Source organism: Pseudomonas sp. Irchel 3A7 (assembly GCF_900187565.1).
Lineage (GTDB): Bacteria > Pseudomonadota > Gammaproteobacteria > Pseudomonadales > Pseudomonadaceae > Aquipseudomonas.
In genome coordinates this window covers 88,742-109,677 of the sequence record NZ_FYED01000004.1, presented here as the reverse complement: position 1 = coordinate 109,677, position 20,936 = coordinate 88,742, and the positions used below count along the sequence as shown (strand labels likewise).

Annotated in this window: 20 protein-coding genes; 5 read left to right on the top strand and 15 right to left on the bottom strand. The window is 59.1% G+C overall.

Annotated features, from left to right (window positions below; all coding sequences use genetic code 11):
- Positions 1-14: 14 nt before the first annotated feature.
- Entirely contained in the window at positions 15-671 is a 657-nt protein-coding gene (locus tag CKW21_RS07705; RefSeq protein ID WP_095193381.1) for a trypsin-like peptidase domain-containing protein, read from the bottom strand.
- Between the two features lie 438 nt (positions 672-1,109).
- On the opposite strand from CKW21_RS07705, the gene CKW21_RS07700 reads away from it, so the two are divergent.
- Positions 1,110-1,856, top strand: a complete 747-nt coding sequence (locus CKW21_RS07700) for a metallophosphoesterase (RefSeq protein WP_095193380.1) — start codon at positions 1,110-1,112, stop codon at positions 1,854-1,856.
- A 98-nt stretch (positions 1,857-1,954) separates the two neighbouring features.
- Here the strand turns inward: CKW21_RS07700 and CKW21_RS07695 are convergent, their stop codons facing one another.
- The 11 genes from CKW21_RS07695 to iolC form a co-directional block, all read right to left on the bottom strand.
- A complete protein-coding gene (locus CKW21_RS07695) occupies positions 1,955-2,977 on the bottom strand; it encodes an ABC transporter permease (RefSeq protein ID WP_007956055.1) in 1,023 nt (340 codons plus the stop codon).
- 171 nt (positions 2,978-3,148) lie between these two features.
- Entirely contained in the window at positions 3,149-4,714 is a 1,566-nt protein-coding gene (locus CKW21_RS07690) for a sugar ABC transporter ATP-binding protein (RefSeq protein WP_095193692.1), read from the bottom strand.
- A 69-nt stretch (positions 4,715-4,783) separates the two neighbouring features.
- A complete protein-coding gene (locus tag CKW21_RS07685; RefSeq protein WP_095193379.1) occupies positions 4,784-5,710 on the bottom strand; it encodes a sugar ABC transporter substrate-binding protein in 927 nt (308 codons plus the stop codon).
- A 138-nt stretch (positions 5,711-5,848) separates the two neighbouring features.
- Complete coding sequence (locus tag CKW21_RS07680) at positions 5,849-6,919, bottom strand: Gfo/Idh/MocA family protein (protein WP_095193378.1); 1,071 nt, start codon at positions 6,917-6,919, stop codon at positions 5,849-5,851.
- 155 nt (positions 6,920-7,074) lie between these two features.
- Positions 7,075-8,100 carry a Gfo/Idh/MocA family protein gene (locus CKW21_RS07675; protein ID WP_095193377.1) on the bottom strand — a complete coding sequence of 342 codons (1,026 nt, stop codon included), beginning with the start codon at positions 8,098-8,100 and terminating at the stop codon, positions 7,075-7,077.
- Between the two features lie 32 nt (positions 8,101-8,132).
- Positions 8,133-10,064: a 3D-(3,5/4)-trihydroxycyclohexane-1,2-dione acylhydrolase (decyclizing) gene (gene iolD / locus CKW21_RS07670; RefSeq protein ID WP_095193376.1), complete on the bottom strand. Its 1,932-nt coding sequence runs from the start codon at positions 10,062-10,064 to the stop codon at positions 8,133-8,135.
- 131 nt (positions 10,065-10,195) lie between these two features.
- On the bottom strand, positions 10,196-11,017 hold the full coding sequence (locus CKW21_RS07665; RefSeq protein WP_095193375.1) for a TIM barrel protein: 822 nt from the start codon (positions 11,015-11,017) through the stop codon (positions 10,196-10,198).
- A 25-nt stretch (positions 11,018-11,042) separates the two neighbouring features.
- Positions 11,043-12,545 (bottom strand): CoA-acylating methylmalonate-semialdehyde dehydrogenase, encoded by a 1,503-nt coding sequence (locus tag CKW21_RS07660; protein WP_095193374.1) that lies wholly within the window; start codon positions 12,543-12,545, stop codon positions 11,043-11,045.
- Positions 12,546-12,589: 44 nt separating this feature from the next.
- Positions 12,590-13,399 (bottom strand): 5-deoxy-glucuronate isomerase, encoded by an 810-nt coding sequence (gene iolB, locus CKW21_RS07655; RefSeq protein WP_095193373.1) that lies wholly within the window; start codon positions 13,397-13,399, stop codon positions 12,590-12,592.
- Positions 13,396-14,289: a myo-inosose-2 dehydratase gene (gene iolE / locus CKW21_RS07650; RefSeq protein ID WP_095193372.1), complete on the bottom strand. Its 894-nt coding sequence runs from the start codon at positions 14,287-14,289 to the stop codon at positions 13,396-13,398. Before iolE ends, iolB begins: the two co-directional genes overlap by 4 nt.
- Before the next feature lie 158 nt (positions 14,290-14,447).
- Positions 14,448-16,385, bottom strand: a complete 1,938-nt coding sequence (gene iolC / locus CKW21_RS07645) for a 5-dehydro-2-deoxygluconokinase (RefSeq protein WP_095193371.1) — start codon at positions 16,383-16,385, stop codon at positions 14,448-14,450.
- A gap of 310 nt (positions 16,386-16,695) precedes the next feature.
- Here iolC and CKW21_RS07640 point away from each other — a divergent pair, with 310 nt between their 5' ends.
- Both CKW21_RS07640 and CKW21_RS07635 read left to right on the top strand, forming a co-directional pair.
- A complete protein-coding gene (locus tag CKW21_RS07640; protein WP_095193370.1) occupies positions 16,696-17,616 on the top strand; it encodes a MurR/RpiR family transcriptional regulator in 921 nt (306 codons plus the stop codon).
- 150 nt (positions 17,617-17,766) lie between these two features.
- Positions 17,767-18,882: a Gfo/Idh/MocA family protein gene (locus tag CKW21_RS07635; protein ID WP_095193369.1), complete on the top strand. Its 1,116-nt coding sequence runs from the start codon at positions 17,767-17,769 to the stop codon at positions 18,880-18,882.
- A 73-nt stretch (positions 18,883-18,955) separates the two neighbouring features.
- On the opposite strand, the gene CKW21_RS07630 is transcribed toward CKW21_RS07635, so the two are convergent.
- Positions 18,956-19,153: a hypothetical protein gene (locus tag CKW21_RS07630; protein ID WP_095193368.1), complete on the bottom strand. Its 198-nt coding sequence runs from the start codon at positions 19,151-19,153 to the stop codon at positions 18,956-18,958.
- 392 nt (positions 19,154-19,545) lie between these two features.
- Between CKW21_RS07630 and CKW21_RS31470 the strand changes: the two genes are divergently transcribed.
- Positions 19,546-19,719 carry a hypothetical protein gene (locus CKW21_RS31470; protein WP_170948645.1) on the top strand — a complete coding sequence of 58 codons (174 nt, stop codon included), beginning with the start codon at positions 19,546-19,548 and terminating at the stop codon, positions 19,717-19,719.
- A gap of 151 nt (positions 19,720-19,870) precedes the next feature.
- Complete coding sequence (locus tag CKW21_RS31465) at positions 19,871-20,041, top strand: hypothetical protein (RefSeq protein WP_170948644.1); 171 nt, start codon at positions 19,871-19,873, stop codon at positions 20,039-20,041.
- Here the strand turns inward: CKW21_RS31465 and CKW21_RS31460 are convergent.
- Together CKW21_RS31460 and CKW21_RS07625 are read right to left on the bottom strand one after the other, a co-directional pair.
- Positions 20,007-20,156: a hypothetical protein gene (locus tag CKW21_RS31460; protein ID WP_170948641.1), complete on the bottom strand. Its 150-nt coding sequence runs from the start codon at positions 20,154-20,156 to the stop codon at positions 20,007-20,009. The two genes, CKW21_RS31465 and CKW21_RS31460, sit on opposite strands and share 35 nt — an antisense overlap.
- 117 nt (positions 20,157-20,273) lie before the next feature.
- The gene (locus CKW21_RS07625) at positions 20,274-20,894 is read right to left on the bottom strand and encodes a hypothetical protein (RefSeq protein WP_095193367.1); all 621 of its coding nucleotides are present in this window, start codon (positions 20,892-20,894) and stop codon (positions 20,274-20,276) included.
- Positions 20,895-20,936 lie beyond the last annotated feature (42 nt).

Here is a 20,936-nt window from a genome sequence, read left to right as displayed (position 1 = left end):
GTGCCAACGGAAAATCACTTCGCAACATACTGCGTGCCGCGCTGATCGTTAAGCTTTGCCTGCAACATCCCCCACTCGCGTTGAATGATCGAGTAAGGGATAAAGATACTGATCCTCTCAGCGTCCTTTACCCCGGCGTTATTGCTCACATCATTCAATGTGGTTGAGTGGAAACCAATATTGATGCCGACAACACTGCCGTCATTGGCAATGACCGGCCCACCGGACATCCCCTTGACCAGCGGGGCGTCATGGATGCCGTAGAGATCACCGCTGTTCTCGTCGGCGTTGACGAACGGCGTTTGATACACCTTGCCTTTCCCGGTAGTGGTCACCAGGTAAGGACTCACCCCCACTGCCGTGATGCTCTCGCCCACACGCGGAGCGCGCCATGAGGGGTAGCGGCCGTTGGCTTTATGCTTGATGAAGACAAGGTCGCAGTTAGTGCTGCAACTGTACTTCACGTTGGCGATGAACGGCGTGTGACGGGTGGTGACGGCGTAGTCATCGTTCCATTGCACGGCCGAGGCCATGTACACATACGGCAGAGGAAAGCCTGAAAAGACTAAAAAGTATGAATCATTGGCAGGCCCCGAAAAGTCGGGCTTTACAATGCCATTGCATCCTGCAGTTACAGCTCCTATTAAAAAGAAGGCCATGATCTTGATCATGATGTATTACCGACTTAATAGGGAGAATGTGACTGTTTTTTGTTGTCAGTATTTTGTCTTTTGTCGGGTTGCAGTACTCCTCGCCTCTTGCTCTAGTTGGACGCTTTGATACTTATGGCTGAAGTTACAGCAATGCGTATGAATAAATCGCACTAAGACCAATCGCTTTTCGATCAACTTTTATAGTGTAAATATTTGGCGCCAGAAATATGTTGAAAGCGAGACTAATTACCAAGAATAACTATGATTGCCTGTATTAAAGAGGGCAACTGTAGTTTGTATATTTGCGCGAAAGAAGACCACAGCGGTCTCATCGGCCAGCAGCGGGCAAGGCCAAGCTATGCCAGAATTCAAGGGAACGCTTGGCCATGGGCCGCTGATGCCAAGGCCATCATTGCCAACGCGATAACCTGGCCGCCTGCTGCATCGGAGTGTCCAATGTCCGAAACTACCGAGGTGTCGCGCGTGAAGCACTTCGCCGCCAATACGGTGGGCCGGGATCTCGCGGTCGGCGACATTCACGGTCACTTCACCCGGCTGCAAGCGGCGCTGGAGGCGGCCGAATTCAATCCTGCCGTCGACCGCCTGTTCAGCGTCGGCGATCTGGTTGACCGCGGGCCTGAATCGCTGGATGTCGATGAATGGCTGCTGCGCAAGCCCTGGTTCCATGCGGTGCGTGGCAACCATGAGCAGATGGCTGTTGATTCACACGCCGCCGGCCCCATCAGCTATGAATGCAGCCTGCACTTGCTCAATGGTGGCGCGTGGTTCTACGGGCTGTCGAGCATCGAGCAAGGCAGCTACGCCAGCCTCTTTCAGGACTTGCCTCTGGTGATCGAAGTCGAGACCGCACAGGGCCTGATCGGCATCGTGCACGCCGACGTTCCGCGCGCAAGCTGGGGAGAAATGATTACAGGGCTTTCTGGATCAGTGAGAGAGGTCGACCACATTGCCGCCATCCTTCAGTGGTCGCGCAAGCGCTTGACTGACGAAAACCACGCCGGTGTTGACGGCGTGCGGGCCGTGATCGTGGGCCATACGCCACTCAGGCAGCCGGTCATACTCGGGAATGTCTACCACATAGATACGGCGGGCTGGAAGAATGGTTACTTCACGTTGCTGGATCTGGCCACACTGGAATGTTTTCCGCCAATCAACCCTGCGCTCGATTACGGGTGGGAGTGAACGTCTTCTAACCTGACGCACGTCCAGGGTGCACGCTTACACAAGGAAGCCAGGCTACGCAGTGCCTGGTCCCCTTGTGCAATATCTTGCAGTCAATGTCAGCGCTTGAGTTTGCGCTTGTTGCGGTACTGGTCGATGACCACCGCGACCACGATGATCAAGCCCTTGATAATGTCCTGGATGTAGGCATCGACCCCGACGAAAGTGAACCCGCTGGCCATCACCCCGAGGATCAGTGCACCGATGACCGTGCCGGTGATGCGCCCTACTCCGCCTGCCAGGCTGGTACCGCCGATGACCGCCGCGGCAATCGCATCCAGTTCATAGGACATGCCCATCCCGGCCTGCCCGGTGGCGGCACGGGCCGAAGCGACCACGCCCGCCAGTCCCGCCAGCAACCCGGCGATGCTGTAGACGATGACCAGATGGCGCTTGACGTTAATACCCGACGTACGCGCCGCCTGCATGTTGCCGCCGATGGCGTAGGTGTATTTACCGTACTTGGTGTAGCGCAGCGCGATATGGAAGATCACCGCCACCACCAGAAAAATGATCACCGGCATCGCGCCGTGACCGATGGCCGTGTAGGAATCCGACAGCATGCTCACCGGCTGGCCTTCGGTGTAGTAACGCGCCAGGCCACGGGCCGAGACCATCATGCCCAAGGTGGCAATGAAAGGTGGAATCCCGGTGATGGCAATGATGCTGCCGTTGATTGCCCCCGCCAGCAGCCCGACACCGAGCCCGGCAATCACTGGAATCCACACCGGCAAGTCGGTCAGCGACGGGAATACCGCCCGAGCGAAATCCGAGGTCTGCGCCAGGCTGGCAGCGATCATCGCCGATAAGGCCAGCACCGAGCCCGACGACAGGTCGATGCCGGTGGTGATGATCACCTGGGTCACGCCGATCGCCAGCAGGCCGATGATCGACACTTGCAGGATCATCAATACCAGCCGTTGGGAGTTCATCAAAAAACTCTGGTCGCGCACGATCCAGCCGAACAGTTCGAACACCAGGCCGATGCCAATCAGCACCAGGAAGATGCTCAGCTCGGTCGGAAAGCGCCGGCGACTCTTGACCGGTGCCGTTGCCGGTTTGTTTTCCAGTATCGCGTTCATAACCATTCACCCTTCATATGAATTTCGTGTGGCCAGGCCGCTTGCCTGTGGCGAGGGAGCTTGCTCCCGTTGGGCTGCGCAGCAGTCCCACTCTTCCAGGGCCGCTTCGCTGCCCAGCGGGAGCAAGCTCCCTCGCCACACAATCCCCTTTCACCTGTGCTCGCCCTTGACTTAATGAACCGCGGACATGCCCGAGGCCAATTGCATCACGCGCTCCTGAGTTGCCTCGAAGCGGTCGAGGGTGCCCATCAGGTCGCCCTCGTGCATGACCATCACCCGGTCGCTCATGCCGAGCACTTCCGGCAGCTCCGAGGAAATCATGATCACCGCCATGCCTTCGCTGGCGAGGCAGGCGATGAGCCGGTAAATCTCGGCCTTGGCGCCGACATCGATACCGCGGGTCGGCTCGTCGAGAATCAGGATTCGTGGGTTGGTCATCAACCAGCGCGCCAGCAAGGCTTTCTGCTGGTTACCACCGGAAAGCGTGTCGATGCATTGCTCCAGCGACGGTGTTTTCACCCGCAGCTTTTTGCACATGTCTTCACACAGTGCGCGCAGGGCTTTCTGTTGAATGAAGCCGTTACCGACGTAATGGGGCAGTACTGCCATTTCCATGTTTTCCAGCACTGACAGGCATGGGAACAGGCCACTGAGCTTGCGATCTTCAGTCAACAGCGCGAAGCCCTTCTCGATCGCCATGTGCGGATCACTGATGCGCACCACCTCGCCGTCGAGCCGGATCTCGCCACCGTCGCTTGGCGTGATGCCGAAAATCGCCTCGGCGACATTGGTCCGCCCCGACCCCATCAAACCGGCGATGCCCAGGATCTCTCCGGCATGCAGGTCGAAGGAGACGTCCTTGAAAATACCGTCCAGCTTGAGGTCACGCACCGACAGCAGCAGATCGCCGATCGGCTTCTCACGCACCGGGAACAACTGGCTCAGCTCGCGCCCCACCATCATCGAGATCAGGCTGTCGCCGTCCATGCTGTCGGCCCGTTGCAGACCGATGTAGGCGCCATCGCGGAACACTGCCACTTCGTCGGCGATGCTGAACACTTCGTTCATTTTGTGCGTGATGTAGATGATGCCTTTGCCCTGGCTTTTCAGGTCGGCAATGATCGAGAACAGATGGGCGACTTCCTTCTCGGTGATGGCCGAGGTCGGTTCGTCCATGATCAGGATGTCGGAGTCGTAGGACACCGCCTTGGCGATCTCGACCATCTGCCGTTCGGCGATGCTCAGGTTGCCTACCAGCTCCTCCGGGTCGAGATTGATCCGCAGGCGCTCCAGCAGTTTCGCTGTGCAGCGGTGCATTTCGCGGTGGTCGATCATGTGGAAACCGTTGAGCTGCTCACGGCCGATCCAGATGTTTTCGGCGATGCTCATGTGCGGCATCAGGTTGAGTTCCTGGTGGATCATCGCGATCCCGGCCTGGAGCGCCGCCAGGGGTGTTTCGAAGACCACCGGCTTACCCCGCAGGCGCAACTCGCCGGCATCCGGCTGGTAGATGCCGGCGATGATTTTCATCAAGGTGGATTTGCCTGCGCCGTTTTCACCCATCAGCGCCAGCACGGAACCGGGACGCACCCGCAGTTGTACGTCGGACAAGGCCACCACACCGGGAAAACCCTTGCTGACGTTGATGATCTCCAGCAGGTACGGCTCATCGACAGGCGTTGCAGTTGGCTGGACACCCACCAACGGGGTGCTCGAAGCAGTCGCTGAAGCGAACATGATCAGGTACTCCATCAGCAAGGTCGCGTCGCAACCTTGCGTGTTTATTGTTGTTATCGAACGGATGGACTATTTGAACTGGTCAACGTTTTGCGGCGTGATCAGGCGAAACGGCACCCAGACAGCCGATTCGACCGGCTCGTTTTTCGCCATTTTCACGGCGGTATCGATGGAGCCGTCGGCCTGACCCTTGGCGTCCTGGAACACGGAAGCGGCCAGCGAACCTTTCTTCACTGCATTCAAACCATCTGGCGTACCGTCGACACCCGCAATCAACACGCTGCCTTTTTCGACGCCCGCCTGTTGAAGCGCCATCGCGGCACCAATGGCCATCTCATCGTTGTTGGAGACGATCGCGTCGAACTTGCGGCCCTGGGTCAGCCAGTCGTTGACCAGGGTCATGCCTTTATCCCGCAGCCAGATACCGCTCTGCTCTTGCTCGATCTTGATGTTCGGGTATTTGGCCAGCACCTCTTTGACGCCCTTGGTGCGGTTGGTGGTGGAGTTGTTCGCCAGGTCACCCAGCAAAATCACGATATCGCCCTTGCCGCCCATCTTGTCGGCCAGGTACTGCATTTGCATTTCACCGGCCTCCAGGTCGTTGGAAGCGACAGTCACCACGCCTTTGGGCAGGTTCAGGTCATCGGGACGGCGATTGACGTAGACCAGCGGAATGCCGGCCTTCACCGCGGCTTCAGTGATTTTTTTGGTAGCGGCTGTATCCACCGGATTGACCACGATGGCATCGACTTTCTGGCTGATGAAGCTTTCGACCTGGCTCAGTTGCTTGACCACGTCGCTGCGGGCGTCTTCGAATTGCAGCTGGACGCCGTCGGGGTAAGACTTGGCTTTCTTGTCCATGGATTCACGCAGGTAGGTCAGCCAGGTGTCATCGAACTGGGACATGCTGACACCGATCTTCACATCGGCCAGCGCGGCGCCGCTGGCGAACATCAGGGACAAAGCGAGAGAGGCGAAACGGATCTTGGTCTTCATGAAAAGTCTTTCTCCACATTTTTGTTGGTTTTATGGATGAGGCGTGACGATTTCAGTAAGCGGACAAGCAGGAAAAGTGTTGAAACGTTGTGCGAAGCAGTTCGCTGGAAATGACTTTATTGGAAAATATTTTCTATATCAACCGATTTTAGAATTTTTTTCTGATTTCATTCCATGGCTCTCGAATGGGCCCAATGCCACTACTTGATGACGCTCAAAACTGAGCCGCGCAGCGTCTAGTACGTGGGTAGTCGCCAGTGCATCACGGGCCTCGACCGGCAGTGGGCCACCGCTCTGTAACGAGGTTTTCAGCTGTAAATAGAACTGGTTCCAGCAGCCCCGCTCGGACGGCACCCGCTCGCGTACCTCACCCTGCTCGAACCAGCCCCAGCGACGGTGCTCCTCGACGCCCCAGCGCTCGCCCTCGGATTTGGGGGTGAGCCCGGCGAGGGCCGACGCCTCCTGCCCGTCCAGACCATCGATGCTGTAGCAGCCCTGGGTGCCGGTCACGCGAAAACGCGGGCCGGGGGTGTTTTGCAGGCAACTGCCCCCCAAGTGTGAAATCACGCCGTTGGCATGGGTCAGGGACATGAAAAAGCCGTTGTCGAAGGTCTGGCCTTTTTCGGCGTAATCCAGTTCGGCATACACCCGGGTGACGGGGCCGAACAGGAGTAGGGCCTGATCCACCAGGTGGCTGCCCAGATCGCGCAGGAAACCGCCGCCGCTGCCGTTGTTCACTGACTGCGGCGAATAGCGCTCGATCCGCGATTCGAAACGGGTGACCTGACCCAACGCACCGGACTCAATGAGTTTGCGCACGGTGAGAAAATCCGAATCCCAGCGCCGGTTCTGGTAGACGCTCAATTGCACGCCCTGACGTTCGGCCATGGTGATCAGGGTTTGCGCCTGTTGCGTATCGGCGGCGAACGGCTTGTCGCTGACCACCGCCACGCCGTGTTCGATGGCGTCGAGCACCAGTGCCGGGCGACCTTTGAGCGGCGTGGACACCACCAGCACATCGACACCGGCTTCGACCAGTTGGCCAATGCTGTCGAAGGCCGGTACACCGGGATGCTCCGCGGCCAACAGTTGCCGGCGCTCGGCGGAGCGGGTAACCACGCCCACGAAGGTCGCCGCCGGCAAACTGCTGATCAGCGGAGCATGAAAAAACCGGCCACCATGGCCGTAACCGACAAGTCCGATACGCATGACTCAACTCCTTCTTTTTGTTATGTGAGCCGCCTACTGGATACACGCGGTCCTTGTGGGAGCGAGCCTGCTCGCGAAGGCGGCGCAACCGTCAATATTGATGTTGTCTGACACACCGCTTTCGCGAGCAGGCTCTCTCCCACAGGGAATCGGGGTCAGCCGTAGAAATGGGGGCGCTCTGGGAGTGCGACTTTGACGATCTGGCCGCTGTTCTGCGCTTCGATGCACGCATCTGCGGCGACGGCAGCGGCAAAACCGTCCCACGCCGATGGCCCGCCCACCTGACCGCCCCGTACGCCATCGATGAACGCCTGCAACTCGACGTCATAGGCCGCAATGAACCGGTCCTTCCAGTCCATCAGAATCGCATTGGAGAGCTTCGCTCCACTGCGCAACTGAACCTGCGACGGCTCCGGCAGTTTGGCGATGCCCGTCTCCCCCACCACTTCGCACTGGATGTCGTAGCCATACTGGCAGTTGACGAACACTTCCACATCGATGCGCGTGCCCTTGGCGGTTTCCAGCAGCACGATCTGTGGATCTTTCAAATGCGCGAGAGCCTTGCTGGTCTTGCGCGGGAATACCACTTGCACCGAAACGTAATCGTCATCGAGCAACCATCGCAGCACGTCCAGTTCGTGGATCAGCGTGTCGGTGATCGCCATGTCGGTCTTGTAGTTTTCACCCACGGTCGGGTTGCGATGGGCGCAATGCAGCATCAGCGGCTCGCCGATCTGGCCGCTGTCGATCACCGCTTTCAATGCCCGATAACCTTCATCGTACGGACGCATGAAACCGACCTGTACCAACCGCTTGCCGTGGGCCACTTCGGCCTTGACGATCTTGCGGCAGCCTTCGGCGGTGACCGCCAGCGGTTTCTCGCAGAACACCGGTTTGCCCGCCGCAATCGCCGCCAGTACAAACTCTTCGTGGCTCGGCCCCCAGGAAGTGACGAGGATCGCCTCGACTTCCGGCGCCTTGATCAGCGCGTGGCCGTCGGGATAGACCTCGGCGGTCAGTTTCAGATCGGCTACGACCTTGGCCGCTTGCTGCAAATTGATGTCGGTGACCGCGACGACCTGGCTGTTGAGCAAGGTCTGGCTGCAACGACGGATGTGGTCCTGGCCGATGGCCCCGGTGCCGATGACGCCTAAGCGCAACGAATGGGTAAGCGATGACATGAAAGGACTCCTTGTTGTTCGATTCAGGGCAATCAGTACTGACGGGCCTTGGCCAGTCGTTCGTTCAGGGTCTTGGCCACCGCATCGGTCCGCGCGCTGGTGGAGACTTGCGCCACGCCGACCCGCCACCAGGACAGGTATTTGTGAATCATGGTCTTGGGCAGGACCTTGATGTCGATCAGCGTCGACACTGTCTGCAAACGCGCATCGGCCAACGCGGCCCGCAGCGCTTCAACCGTGTTCACCTTGTAGGTCTTGCAGCCGTAAGCCGCCGCGCTCATGGCAAAATCCACCGGCACAAAGCCGCCATCGAGCTTGCCGGTTTCAGGATTGCGGAAGCGGAACTCGGTGCCGAAGCTGTCCATGCCATGTTCCATTTGCAGATTGTTGATGCAGCCGAAGGTCATGTTATCCAGCAGCACCACGTTGATCTTGCGACGTTCCTGGATCGAGGTTGCCAGTTCCGAGTGCAGCATCATGTAGGAGCCGTCGCCCACCAGCGCGTAGACCTCGCGCTCAGGTTCGGCGAGCTTCACGCCCAATGCGGCGTTCACCTCATACCCCATGCACGAATAACCGTACTCGACGTGATAGGTGTTCACGCCCTTGCTGCGCCAGCTGCGCTGCAGGTCGCCAGGCAAGCTGCCGGCAGCGGCGACGATCACGGCATCATCGGCCAGGGTCTCGTTAAGCACACCGAGCACCCGGCTCTGGGTCAGGCAGGAACCGGTCAGCTCGATGAATTCGCGCAGCACCGCCGGGTCCAGGTGGTCGTTGATTTCCGGGACGAAGTCCTGGGTCTGGTACTCGACCTGATAGATGCGGTCGACTTCCTCGTCCAATTGCGCCTTGGCTTCACCAGGTTGATCGCCCCAGCTGGAGCGGTAATCACCCAGTGCTTCGGCCAGCGCCAGCAAACCGGTTTTGGCATCTGCCAGCAGTTGCACGCCGTCGAGTTTCAGGGCGTCGCACGGACTGATATTGAGGTTGAGAAATTGCACGTCCGGGTGTTTGAACAAGGATTTCGACGCGGTGGTGAAATCGCTGTAGCGGGTGCCTACGCCAATGATCAAATCCGCGTCCCTGGCCAACAGGTTCGCCGCCAGGCAACCGGTTTCGCCGATCCCGCCGACGTTCAACGGATGGCCGGACACCACCGCGCTCTTGCCAGCCTGGGTTTCGGCGAAAGGAATATCGAAACGTTCGGCAAAGGCCTGCAACGCCGCGTTGGCACCCGAGTATTTGACTCCACCGCCACAGATGATCAGCGGTTTGCGCTTGCCTTTGAACAGTGCCACGGCATCGCCGAGCATCGCTTCAGAGGCCGGACGGCGCTCGAGGCGGTGCACGCGTTTTTGCAGGAAGTAATCAGGATAGTCATACGCCTCGGCCTGCACGTCTTGCGGCAAGGCCAGGGTGACGGCACCGGTTTCGGCGGGGTCGGTGAGCACGCGCATGGCGTGGATCGCCGCTGTCATCAACTGCTCGGGACGGTTGATGCGATCCCAGTATTTGCTCACCGCCTTGAACGCATCATTGGTGCTGATGCTCAGGTCATGGAACTGTTCGATCTGTTGCAACACCGGGTCTGGTTGACGGCAGGCGTAAACGTCACCGGGCAACAACAGCAAGGGAATACGGTTGGCGGTGGCCGTTGCGGCAGCGGTCAGCATGTTCGCCGCGCCTGGCCCCACGGATGAGGTACAGGCGTAGATCTTGCACCGCAGGTGTTGCTTGGCGAAACCGATGGCGGCGTGAGCCATGCCTTGTTCGTTGCGGCCCTGATGGACGATCAGGTCGCCGCTGTCCTGCTCCAGGGCTTGCCCCAGACCCAGCACATTACCGTGGCCGAAAATGGTAAAGATCCCGGCGACGAATTTGCTCTGGACGCCATCGACCTCGATGTACTGGTTATCGAGGAATTTCACCAGGGCCTGGGCCATGGTCAGTCTTGTTGTGGTCATAACCGATCCTTCAATACACGAAGAAACCTTGTGGGAGCGAGCCTGCTCGCGAAGACGGCGGTACATCCAGCATTGATGTCGCCTGACACACCGCTTCGCGAGCAGGCTCGCTCCCACAGGGGGGATTTCCCTTAACCTTGGGATTTCTGCAGGTGATCCATGCTGGCGCCGATTGCCGATTGGATATCCACCAGCCCATGGACGCTGTCGGCAAAGGGCTCGAACGACAGGTAGCCGCTGTAGCCGCTGCTGATCAAGGTGTCGATTTGCGCCGCGTTGCCGAGAATGTCGCCCTCGCCCACCAGCACCCGATGCCCGTCGCGGATGGTCGCCAGCGGCGCCTCGGCATCTTCGACACCGGAGATGTGCACCAGCCCGGTCAGCTCGGGAAAGAATTCATGTTCGCTGGCCAGGTGATGATGAAAGGTGTCATGCACCAGGCGGAAGACATCCAGCCCGCCGATCGCCTTGATCGCATCAACCGCCGTGCGTTTGCGCCGTAGCGAGCATTCCTCGAAGCCCAGCGGCTCGATGAAACCGAGGATGCCGTGATCGCGCAGGATCGGCGCCAGTTCACTCAGCGCCGTGCGCAGGCCTGACGCGCGCTCGGCCTCGCTGCGCGGGTCGGCACGGTCGTTCAGCGGGCACATCACCAAACCCCGGGCGCCACAGTCTCGGGCATAAGCGGCAAGCTTGCGGGCTTGTGTGCGGCGCTCGTCATTCCAGACATCGAACGGATACAACGCGTTGATCGACAATACGGTGATGCCCCGGGCCGCGCACAACTCACGGACGAGCCCAGGCGCGGTGCCATCCTCGATCTCGACGCCTTTGAGGTCGTTGCGGATCTCGATGGCGTCGGCCTTGAGGGTCACCGCCAATTCGATGAACGCAGACAGGGACAAACGTGGGGCGACCATACGGTTCAGGGCGAAACGCAGGGGTTTGCTCATTATTGTTGTTCTCCGCACAGGTGAATTATTTGGCCGTCGGCATGCTGAATTCAGGACCCTTGGCAATGCTGTCGGGCCAGCGCTGCATCACGCTTTTGTAGCGACTGTAGAAACGGATGCCTTCTTCGCCGTAGGCATGGTGGTCGCCGAACAGCGAGCGCTTCCAGCCGCCGAATGAATGCCAGGCCATGGGTACGGGAATGGGCACGTTGATGCCGACCATGCCGACCTTGATGCTGCGGGCAAACGAGCGTGCGATGCCGCCATCGCTGGTGAAGCAGGACACGCCGTTGCCGAATTCATGGGCGTTGATCAGCGCCACGGCGCTGGCGAAGTCCGGCACGCGCACGATGCCCAGCACCGGCCCGAAAATCTCTTGTTGGTAGATGCTCATGTCGGTCGTGACGTTGTCGAACAGCGTCGCGCCAACAAAGAAGCCGTTCTCGGCTCCCGGCACCTTGAAGTGACGTCCGTCAACGATCAGTTGCGCGCCCTGGGCCACACCCTGATCGATGAAGCCCTCAACCTTGGCCTTGTGTTCGGCAGTGACCAGTGGCCCCATGTCGGTGTCACCCTGCATGCCGTTGCCAACCTTCAGTTGATCGATGCGTGGCAGCAGTTTGGCAATCAGTTGATCGCCGACATCACCGACGGCCACGGCAATCGAAATCGCCATGCAGCGCTCACCGGCCGAACCATATGCAGCGCCGATCAGGGCATCCGCCGCTTGATCCAGATCCGCATCGGGCATGACGATCATGTGGTTCTTCGCCCCGCCCAGCGCCTGTACACGTTTGCCGCGCGAGGTCGCTTGTTGATGGATGTACTCGGCAATCGGCGTCGAGCCGACAAAGGAAATCGCCTCGATGTCCGGGTGTTGCAACAAAGCGTCGACCGCCACCTTGTCGCCCTGGACCACGTTGAACACACCGTCCGGCAACCCGGCTTCGGTGAGCAGGCGGGCCATCAGCAAACTGGCGGAGGGATCACGCTCGGAGGGTTTGAGGATGAAGCAGTTACCGGTCACCAGCGCCAGCGGGATCATCCACAGCGGTACCATCACCGGGAAATTGAACGGCGTGACCCCGGCGCAAACACCCAGTGGCTGACGCAGGTTCCAGTTGTCGATGCCACCGCCGATGTTGTCGCTGAACTCGGTCTTCAGCAAGTTCGGCGCACCGCAGGCGTACTCGACGATTTCGATGCCGCGGGTGACTTCGCCTTTGGCGTCCGAAAAGACCTTGCCGTGTTCGCGGCTGATGATTTGCGCCAGTTCGTCGTGATGGCGATCGAGCAATTCCTTAAACTTGAACATCACCCGCGAACGCCGCAGGGACGATTGTTCGGACCAGGCCGGGAAGGCCTTCAGGGCTGAGGCGACGGCGGCGTCCACGGTCTTCTGGCTGGCCAGCCCGACCCGCGCCTGAACGCTGCCGGTGGCCGGGTTGAAGACATGGCTGAACCGTTCGCTACCGCTGTCCTGCACCTGACCGTCGATGTAATGGCCTACAACCTGGGCATCGCTCATTGTGCGTATTCTCCGTGCAGAGCTTGAAATTCAGACGTTGGAATTCAGAGATCCAGCAGCCAGCTGTGCTGCGGATCGTTATGGAATTGCCAGACGCGCTTCGGGCCGGCCATTACGTTCAGGTAGTACGACTCGTAACCGTATGGCACGCTGACCGGGTGATAGCCCTTGGGCACGACCACCAGGTCGCTGTTTTCCACGGCCATGGCCTGATCGATACTGCGATCGTCGGTGTAGACCCGTTGGAACACGAAGCCCTGGGGCGGGCTGATCTGGTGGTAATAGGTTTCTTCGAGAAAGCTCTGGTGCGGCAGGTCGTCGGTGTCGTGTTTGTGCGGAGGGTAGCTCGATGAATGCCCCGAGGGCGTGCGCACTTCCACCACCAGCAACGAATGGGCGGGTTCGGTGTCCGGCAAAATGTCGCAGACGTAACGGGTGTTGGCGCCCTTGCCGCGCACGCTGCGTTTCATGGTTTCAGGTTTGATCAGGCGTGGGCCGTGGTTGGCGGTGGCCGAACCGGGTGCGGCACATAGAGCGATTTGCACATCGCTCAACGCATCGACTTGCGCCTGGCTCCCGGGTGGCAAGTACGCGGCGAACGGGGATTTGTCTTCGAACACCGATTGGCGATCGCCGATGTTGTCCCAGTCGAACGCACCCTGCCCCGGCGCTTCACCCTTGATGCTGACCCGGCCGCTGAGCAGCACCAGGCACAGTTCTTTGTCGCCCGATGCGACTGGCAAGGTTTCACCCAGGCTCAACCGATAGGCAGCGAAGCCAACGTATTGCAGCTCACCTTCGCCCAACTCGACCATGGTTCGGCCACGGGCATTGCTTTTGACCAGCAGGCTCATCGCGCAGTCCTCTCGTCGAGCAGCGCGCGCAAGGTGTCGAAGCCTTTTTTCGCGTAGACATAACTTGGCGCCACCGCCGGGTCCTGCTCGGCCTCGACCACCAGCCAGCCGTGGTAATCGGCCGCCAGCAGCACGTCCAACAGTTCGGCGAAATCGATGTCGCCGTCGCCCGGCACGGTGAAGGTGCCGTTGATGATGCAGTCCGGGAAACTCCAGAGGTTGTTGCGCGCCAGCTGCACTACCGGTTTGCGCACGTCCTTGAAATGCACATGGCAAATGCGCGAGATGTGTTTGCGCAGTACCTGCAAGGGTTCACCGCCCCCCATGTAGCAATGGCCTGAATCGAACAGCAGGCCGACCTCGCTGCCGGTCAACGTCATCAGGGTGTCGATGTCCGACGGGGATTCGACGTAGGCGCCCATATGGTGGTGATACGCCAGACGTACCCCCTGTGACAGGGTGAAGCGTGCCAGCTCGGTCAGTTTGTCAGCGTATGCCTGCCACGCCTGTTCGGTGTGAAAACGCGGGCGTTCGACCAGAGGAATGCGTTGGCCTTGAATCGAGTCTGCGACTTCACCGTAAACCAGTACCTTGGCGCCGTTCTTCGCCAGCAACTCGACATGACTGCCGATGGCGTCGATTTCCTCGGAAACGGAGCGGCGGGCCAGGCGACTGGAATACCAGCCGGACACCAGCGCCAGGTCATACGGACGCAGCACATCGCCAACGCCTTCGGCGTCCTTGGGAAACTTGCCGTTGAGTTCGAAGCCTTCGTAGCCGATGTCCTTGCCTTCGCTCAAGGCGGTGCTCAGCGGCGTCTCGCCACCGAGGGACGGCAGGTCGTCGTTGCTCCAGGAGATCGGGTTGATGCCAATTCGGATAGCGGGCATGGCTGCACCTTTTATTGTTTTACACACATCAGTAAGAACGACGTAGGACCCTGTGGGAGCGGGCTTGCCCGCGATAGCGATCTAGCAGTCACATTGATGCTGAATGTACCGCCGTCATCGCGGGCAAGCCCGCTCCCACAGGGTTTCGCGGTGTAACATCAGGCGCGGGCACTGCGCCAGGCATCGATCAGCTCGACAAAGGTGCCCTGTACCTGACGGATCAGCGCCTCATCGTCGATTTCACCGGCCATCCACGCGCGGCTCGGCTCCTGAAAAATCGTCCGGCCAACGGCAAAACCGCGGCAGGTCCGGCTCTGACTGGCTTGCTGAAACCCTTCGGCCAACGCCGTCGCCGGCGCGTTCAAGCCCAGCAACACCACGCCACGGCAGTACGGATCGCGCTCCTGGATCAGTTCGTCGAGTTGCTTCCACTCCTCGGCGCTTTGCGCTTCGATCTTCCACCACGCCGGGTAGATGCCCAGGTTGTAGAGGCGTTTGAGCGCGCGATACAACACGTCGGGGTGCGTCGAGGGGTGATCCTTGGGCGGGATGATTTCCAGCAGCAGTTCATGACCGCTAACTTGCGATGCCTGATACAAACCCTTGATCTGCGCTTCCTGTTCCAGGCGCAGCATGGGCTCGTCGTCCGGGTGGAATTGCACCAGGCATTTGATGATTTGCTCTTGCGGCCAGGCGATCAGGTTGCTGCCGATCGAACGCCCGTGTTCGAAAGCCAGCGGCCGGGAGCCTTGTACTTCGACCGGCCGCGCCACCCACCAGCCACGACCGGTGGCAGCGTTGAGCGAGTCCTGGCCGAAACGCTGGTCCGCCAGCAGCCCGACATCGGCCTCGATGCCCTGCTTGCGCAAATCGATTTCGACCCGCTCCACGGCCTTGATGAAGAGTTGTTTGAGTTCGCCGATAGCGTTGAGGTCGCGTCCGCCCTTCTGGGCCAATTCCACCAGTTGCCCGCGATGGTCGAAGGCAAAGATGAACAGTTGCTTCCACTCTTTGCGCGGCACGCTGACCTGATGCAGGCGCTGCAGCGAGGCATCCTGATCCGGCCGGGTAATCGGCACCGGACTGTTGAACAGGTAATCGAGTTCGGCGCGGGTCGGCATGGCCGGTGCGCAGGCATGGCGCGAGACCACCAGGCCGCCGCAGGCATTGGCCAACCGGCAGCAATGCTCGTCGCTGGCGTCCTCCAGCCAACCGCTGAGAAAGCCCGACATGAAGGCATCGCCCGCGCCCAGTACGTTGAGCACCTCCACGCGCACGCCGGGATAAATCGCGCCGTCTTCGAGGCGGGCCGGGATATCCCCGTGAATCACCGTGCAACCCTGCGGGCCGAGCTTGACCACCAGGGTTGCCGCGCTCAGCCGCCGGACATTGCGCAACGCCGTGAGCAAATCCACCGCGCCGCCGGCAATCAGAAACTCTTCTTCGGTGCCCACGATCAGGTCGAAACGCGGCAGGATTTTCTGCACGTGCTGACTGACGTTCTGGTCGGCGACGAAACGGGTTTCGCCGTCTGCCTTGCCGGCAAGCCCCCACAGAACCGGGCGGTAGTCGATGTCCAGAACCCGTTTGACGTTATGTTTTTCGGCGTAGTCCAGCGCCTGGATGCTCGCCTTGTAGACGCCGTCGGTGGAGAAATGCGTGCCGGTGATCAGCAAGGCCTTGCTGGAGGCGATAAAGGTTTCGCTGATGTCTTCGGCCCGTAGCGCCATGTCGGCGCAATTCTCACGGTAGAACACCAGTGGAAAGGTTTCGCGATCCTTGAGACCGAGCAACACCATCGCGGTCAGGCGCTCCGGATCAACCTTGATACCGCTGATGTCACAGCCTTCGCGGGCCAGGGATTCGACCAGGAAACGCCCCATATGGTCATCCCCTACCCGGCTCAGCATCGCTGACTTGAGCCCCAGTCGAGCGGTGCCGAATGCAATGTTGGCGGACGATCCACCGAGGTACTTGGCGAAGCTGCTCACATCCTCCAGCCGCGCCCCGACTTGCTGCGCATAAAGGTCGACGCCAAGGCGTCCCAGGCAGATGAGATCCAATTGACGCCCACTGGCAAAACGAGTCTGGCCCATGCTGGCTCCTGTTATTTTTATCAGCCTGTGTCCAGGACGATGACCGCGCCGAACACTCTTGGTGGGATGCAGACTAAAACGACCGGGACCGAACAATCAATAATTTTTCCAAATATTTTTACATGGAATATTTTTTCCAATAAACTTTGGTACAGGCGTTCCAGACGCGGTGCATCGTTTCAGCAAGCTTCATACCACAGCAAGCTCAAGATTTTGTCCGGGCCTACCCTGTAGACTGCGCACAGCCAACCTATTGTCAGGGGACGAGGTGAACAATCGTCCCTATAAGAACAAGCCAGAAGGATTCCCTATGTCCCGCACCGATCAGCCGGCCACGACCGAAAGCACGCCCGAGAGCGATCTTGTCAGCCCCCCGATCAACGCCGAGCGTTTGTTGCAGCTGATCACCCAGGAATACGAAAGTCTGCCGCGCCAGCTCAAACGCATTGCCAGCTACATGAGCCAGCAAAGCGACCGGATCATGGTCGACCGCATCAGCGACATCGCCCGCGAGTGCGAAGTGCACCCGTCGGCCATCGTGCGGTTTTCCCAGCGTTTCGGCTTCAGCGGCTTCAGCGAAATGCAGGCGCTGTTCCGCGAGGCGTATACCCACAAAACCACGCCGGTGCAGAACTACCAGCAGCGCATTCGCAGCATGATCGCCAACAAGTCGCAGAAAGCCAGTGGCGGCGACCTGGCGCGCGAGTGCATCAACGCGACCCTGTCAGGCATCGAGCGCCTGGGGCTGGAACTCGATGACCAGACCTTCGACAAGGCAGTGGACCTGGTGGTCAATGCCGACAACATCTACGTGGTCGGCGTGCGCCGTTCGTTCGCCGTGGCTGATTACCTGGTCTACAACCTGCAACACACCAATAAACGCATCCACCTGGTCTCGGGCCTTGGCGGCAGCTACCGCGAACAGATGCGCAGCGTGCGCGCCAATGACCTGGTGATCGCCATCAGCTTCACCCCCTACGGCAAGGAAACCCAGCACTGCCTGCGCATCGCCCAACACCATCAGGCGAAAACCCTGATCATCACCGACAGCAACCTCTCTCCCCTGGCCAAGCGCGCCAATGCTGTGCTGCTGGTCAATGAAGGCAGCTCGTTCGCCTTCCGCTCACTGAGCGCGACGCTGTGCCTGTGCCAGGCACTGTTTATCGCCGTGGCCTATCGACTGGAATTGAAGGTCGACGAGATTCACGAGCAGGTCGGGTTCGAAGACTGAGCGAGAACTGGCGCCATGGCTCCGCGCATTGCCAAGGATTTTTGAGTAGCGGTTCAACGCATATTGTAAATTTTTATTCTAGAAATTGATGGTAGAGAATTTTTATTCTATAAATTGGATCTCTGAAAACAAAAATTCAAGGATCCTGTCATGCGCGAACTCGGTATCGGACTTATCGGCACGGGCTTCATGGGGCGTGCCCACGCCCTGGCTTTTCGTAACGTCAGCGCGGCATTCGAACTGCCCTTCACGCTTCGCCTCGCCGCCCTGGCCGATGCCGATCCCGTTCGTGCGCAAGCCTGCGCCACTGCCTGGGGCTTCGAGCAAGCCCATGGCGACTGGCAACAATTGATCGACGACCCCAGGGTCAACCTGATCGCCATCACCACACCCAACCACCTGCACTACCCGATGGCCATGGCCGCTATCGCCGCGGGCAAACCGGTGTACTGCGAAAAACCACTGGCGGTGAACCTGGAACAGGCCAATGCCATGCACCTGGCGGCCAGGCACGCCGGTGTCGTCACTCGTGTCGGCTACAACTACCAGCACAACCCGATCATCGGCCTGGCGCGCGAACTGATTCTGAACGGCAGCCTCGGCGAGATCATCAGCTTTCAAGGTGAATTCAGCGAAGACTTCATGGCCGATCCAGCGTCCCCCTGGTCGTGGCGCTGCGAGACTGAACACGCCGGCGGTGCACTGGCGGATCTGGGCAGCCACTTGCTGGCCATGGCGCGCCATCTGCTAGGCAATGTCGAATCGGTGTGTGCCGACGCCCAGACCGTACACCGCCAACGCCCGGCCATGGCCGGTAGCCAGGATCAACGCAGCATTGCCGTCGACGATCAGACCCATGCCTTGCTGCGCTTCGCCAGCGGCGCGCGTGGCACCTTCAGCAGCAGCTGGCTCAAACACGGCTACAAGAATCACCTGAGCTTCGAAATCAGCGGCACCCGAGGCACCCTCACGTTCGATCAGGAGCGCTTGAATGAACTACGCCTGTGCCGCGTCGGCCAGGACGGTTTCCAGCGCTTACTCGCCGGCCCTAACCTGCCCGGTTACGCAGCATTCAGCCCGGCACCGGGGCATCAACTGGGCTACAACGAGTTGAAGACGCTGGAAGTGCATGAGTTGGTCATGGCCTTGGCGGGGCATGGACAGGCCGGTACCGATTTCGAAGAAGCCTTTGAAGTGGAGCGACTGGCGACGGCGATTCGATTGGCGGCGCGGGAGCGGCGGTGGGTTGATGTGAGTGAGGTTTGATCGCCAAGTCATAAATCAGCGCAGGAAGCGCGAGAAAAACGCGGCCAGGAAAGCCGCTCCGGGCATCGAAAAGTCAGCCATTTCTGTCGGGTTGAGCAGGCCAGCCGCTAAAAAAAATGATGACTCCGGGGATAGATAGCCCAAGCAGATATTGACCGGGACACACCACCACGCCGGCGACCCAGGCAGCGAGCAGTGCACCACCGACGATGCGTCGGCGCCGGGGTGTGAACCGTTCACGGAACACTTGTAGTTTTTCGAGCCAAGCCATTACCGTACTCCCTGTCTGGTAGGTGGCGAATCTATCACCCAACTTGAACGAATCACGCTAGCCGGCGACACCGACAATGGCTTGGCCCGCTGGTGGGCATGGCGGGTGGCACCATGATCCTACTCACAGTGCCAGCCCTTTTCTGGTTCACCTACGTGTACCGCTACAAGGGCCGCGATTAAAGAAAAAGCCCACCCTGACCAGTTGCGGCCACTCAGCACTTCTCTGAAACAGCTGGCAGGGCGAACCACTGAACATTATTCGAGTGAGTCTTTCTCGTATATCAGCTATTCCCTGATACCCACTGCCAGCGTCCCCACCGAATTCATCAGACTGCAAACCAAAACCTTACAACTCCCAGCATGCCGGTGAACGACGGGCAAGGGATCTTTATGTCCGAATTGATCGTTGCACCGCTGAAAGCCTTTCGCGCTGAAGGCGATGGCGGCATCGCCGACGTAGCGGCGCGGCTTGAGGTCGTTGACTTGTCGAAGAGTGGAGACATTGAAGTCGCCTTCACCGCGACAACGCTGATCGACAAGCCGCGAAATTGGTGCCCACCCTGACCAAATGCTGGCCATTCAGTAATCCATCTGAAACACACCTGGCCGGGCAAGCGGTGTCGACTTTACCCAGAGCAGCACCCAGTGTCCCGAACTCAAAGCTGAACAAAATTAACATTCAGCCTGCCGGTGAACGGCGGGAGAGGATTTCTACATGCCCGAAGACACCGAGATGCTGTATGTGCACGCTCAAGGCCCAGACGATCTCTATGCGGCAGCCAGCAAAGGCGAAGCTGAAGATCTGGCCTTCCGATTGAATGAGCAGGTGCCGATGGCGAAGTGCATCGTCGTCAGCAGCCCCTGGCTTCAGTGTTCAGGCGAGTGACCGTGGCAACGGTGCCAGCCGCATCGGATGCCACCTCTTTTCCGTCGTCATGCACATACACGGGCTTGGCGTCCTGCAATACAACGTGGCCTTGCTCGTCGAGTTTCAGTTTCATGCACGCCTCCACACATCCGCCCGTTGTTGAGCCATCCGGCCCGGCGCGGCGCTAACCCTCCGGAATCGCGCCCAATAAAAAGCCCCGGCGGATGCCAGGGCTTCGTATTCTGTGGACTCATTGCATAGTGTTCGCTTCTTTCCACTTTTGACGTTTCAGCTCACTTTCCAAATGATGTCGCATATACGACACATAAACTGAATCTAGTGGAAAAGAAAATCGCCCCAAGCTTGTAGTGACTATTAACAAAAGGTCATCAAATTTTTTACCGAATCTCTTTTCGGCTTCTTGGGCTATCTGCAGATCGAACTTATCCAGCACCAAAACGCTGATTAGTTCACCGAAATCGATTCGGCCTATAGGGAATTTTTCTTTAAGAAAATTACTTTTTGAAAGATGCAGCTTCTCTTCTGAGTTTTTGTGTCCGATGTACAGACCTGTAACGAGTGACGGCCTATTCCCGGAAGATATCACACTGATTAACAAGCCTTCCTCGCGGGAGACCTGCTCAACCTTGATCCTTTCTGTATTTTCTTTTCGCTGCTTGTCGTTAAGCCATAGTGTTACGAATACAGCAGAGAGTGCGCCTACTCCTGAGACCCAATCCCCCACACTGCCGAGATTGAGGAGGTACACATCTGCGGTTTGAGGATTGAGCCGTATAGCAAAAGCGAACCCGACAACCAACCCAACCAACGAAGACACTACGACAAGCAACCCAACCCATCCCTTCGTCATTTTCCACCTCGCTCAGATTGCGAGGCGTTATATCAGCCCATT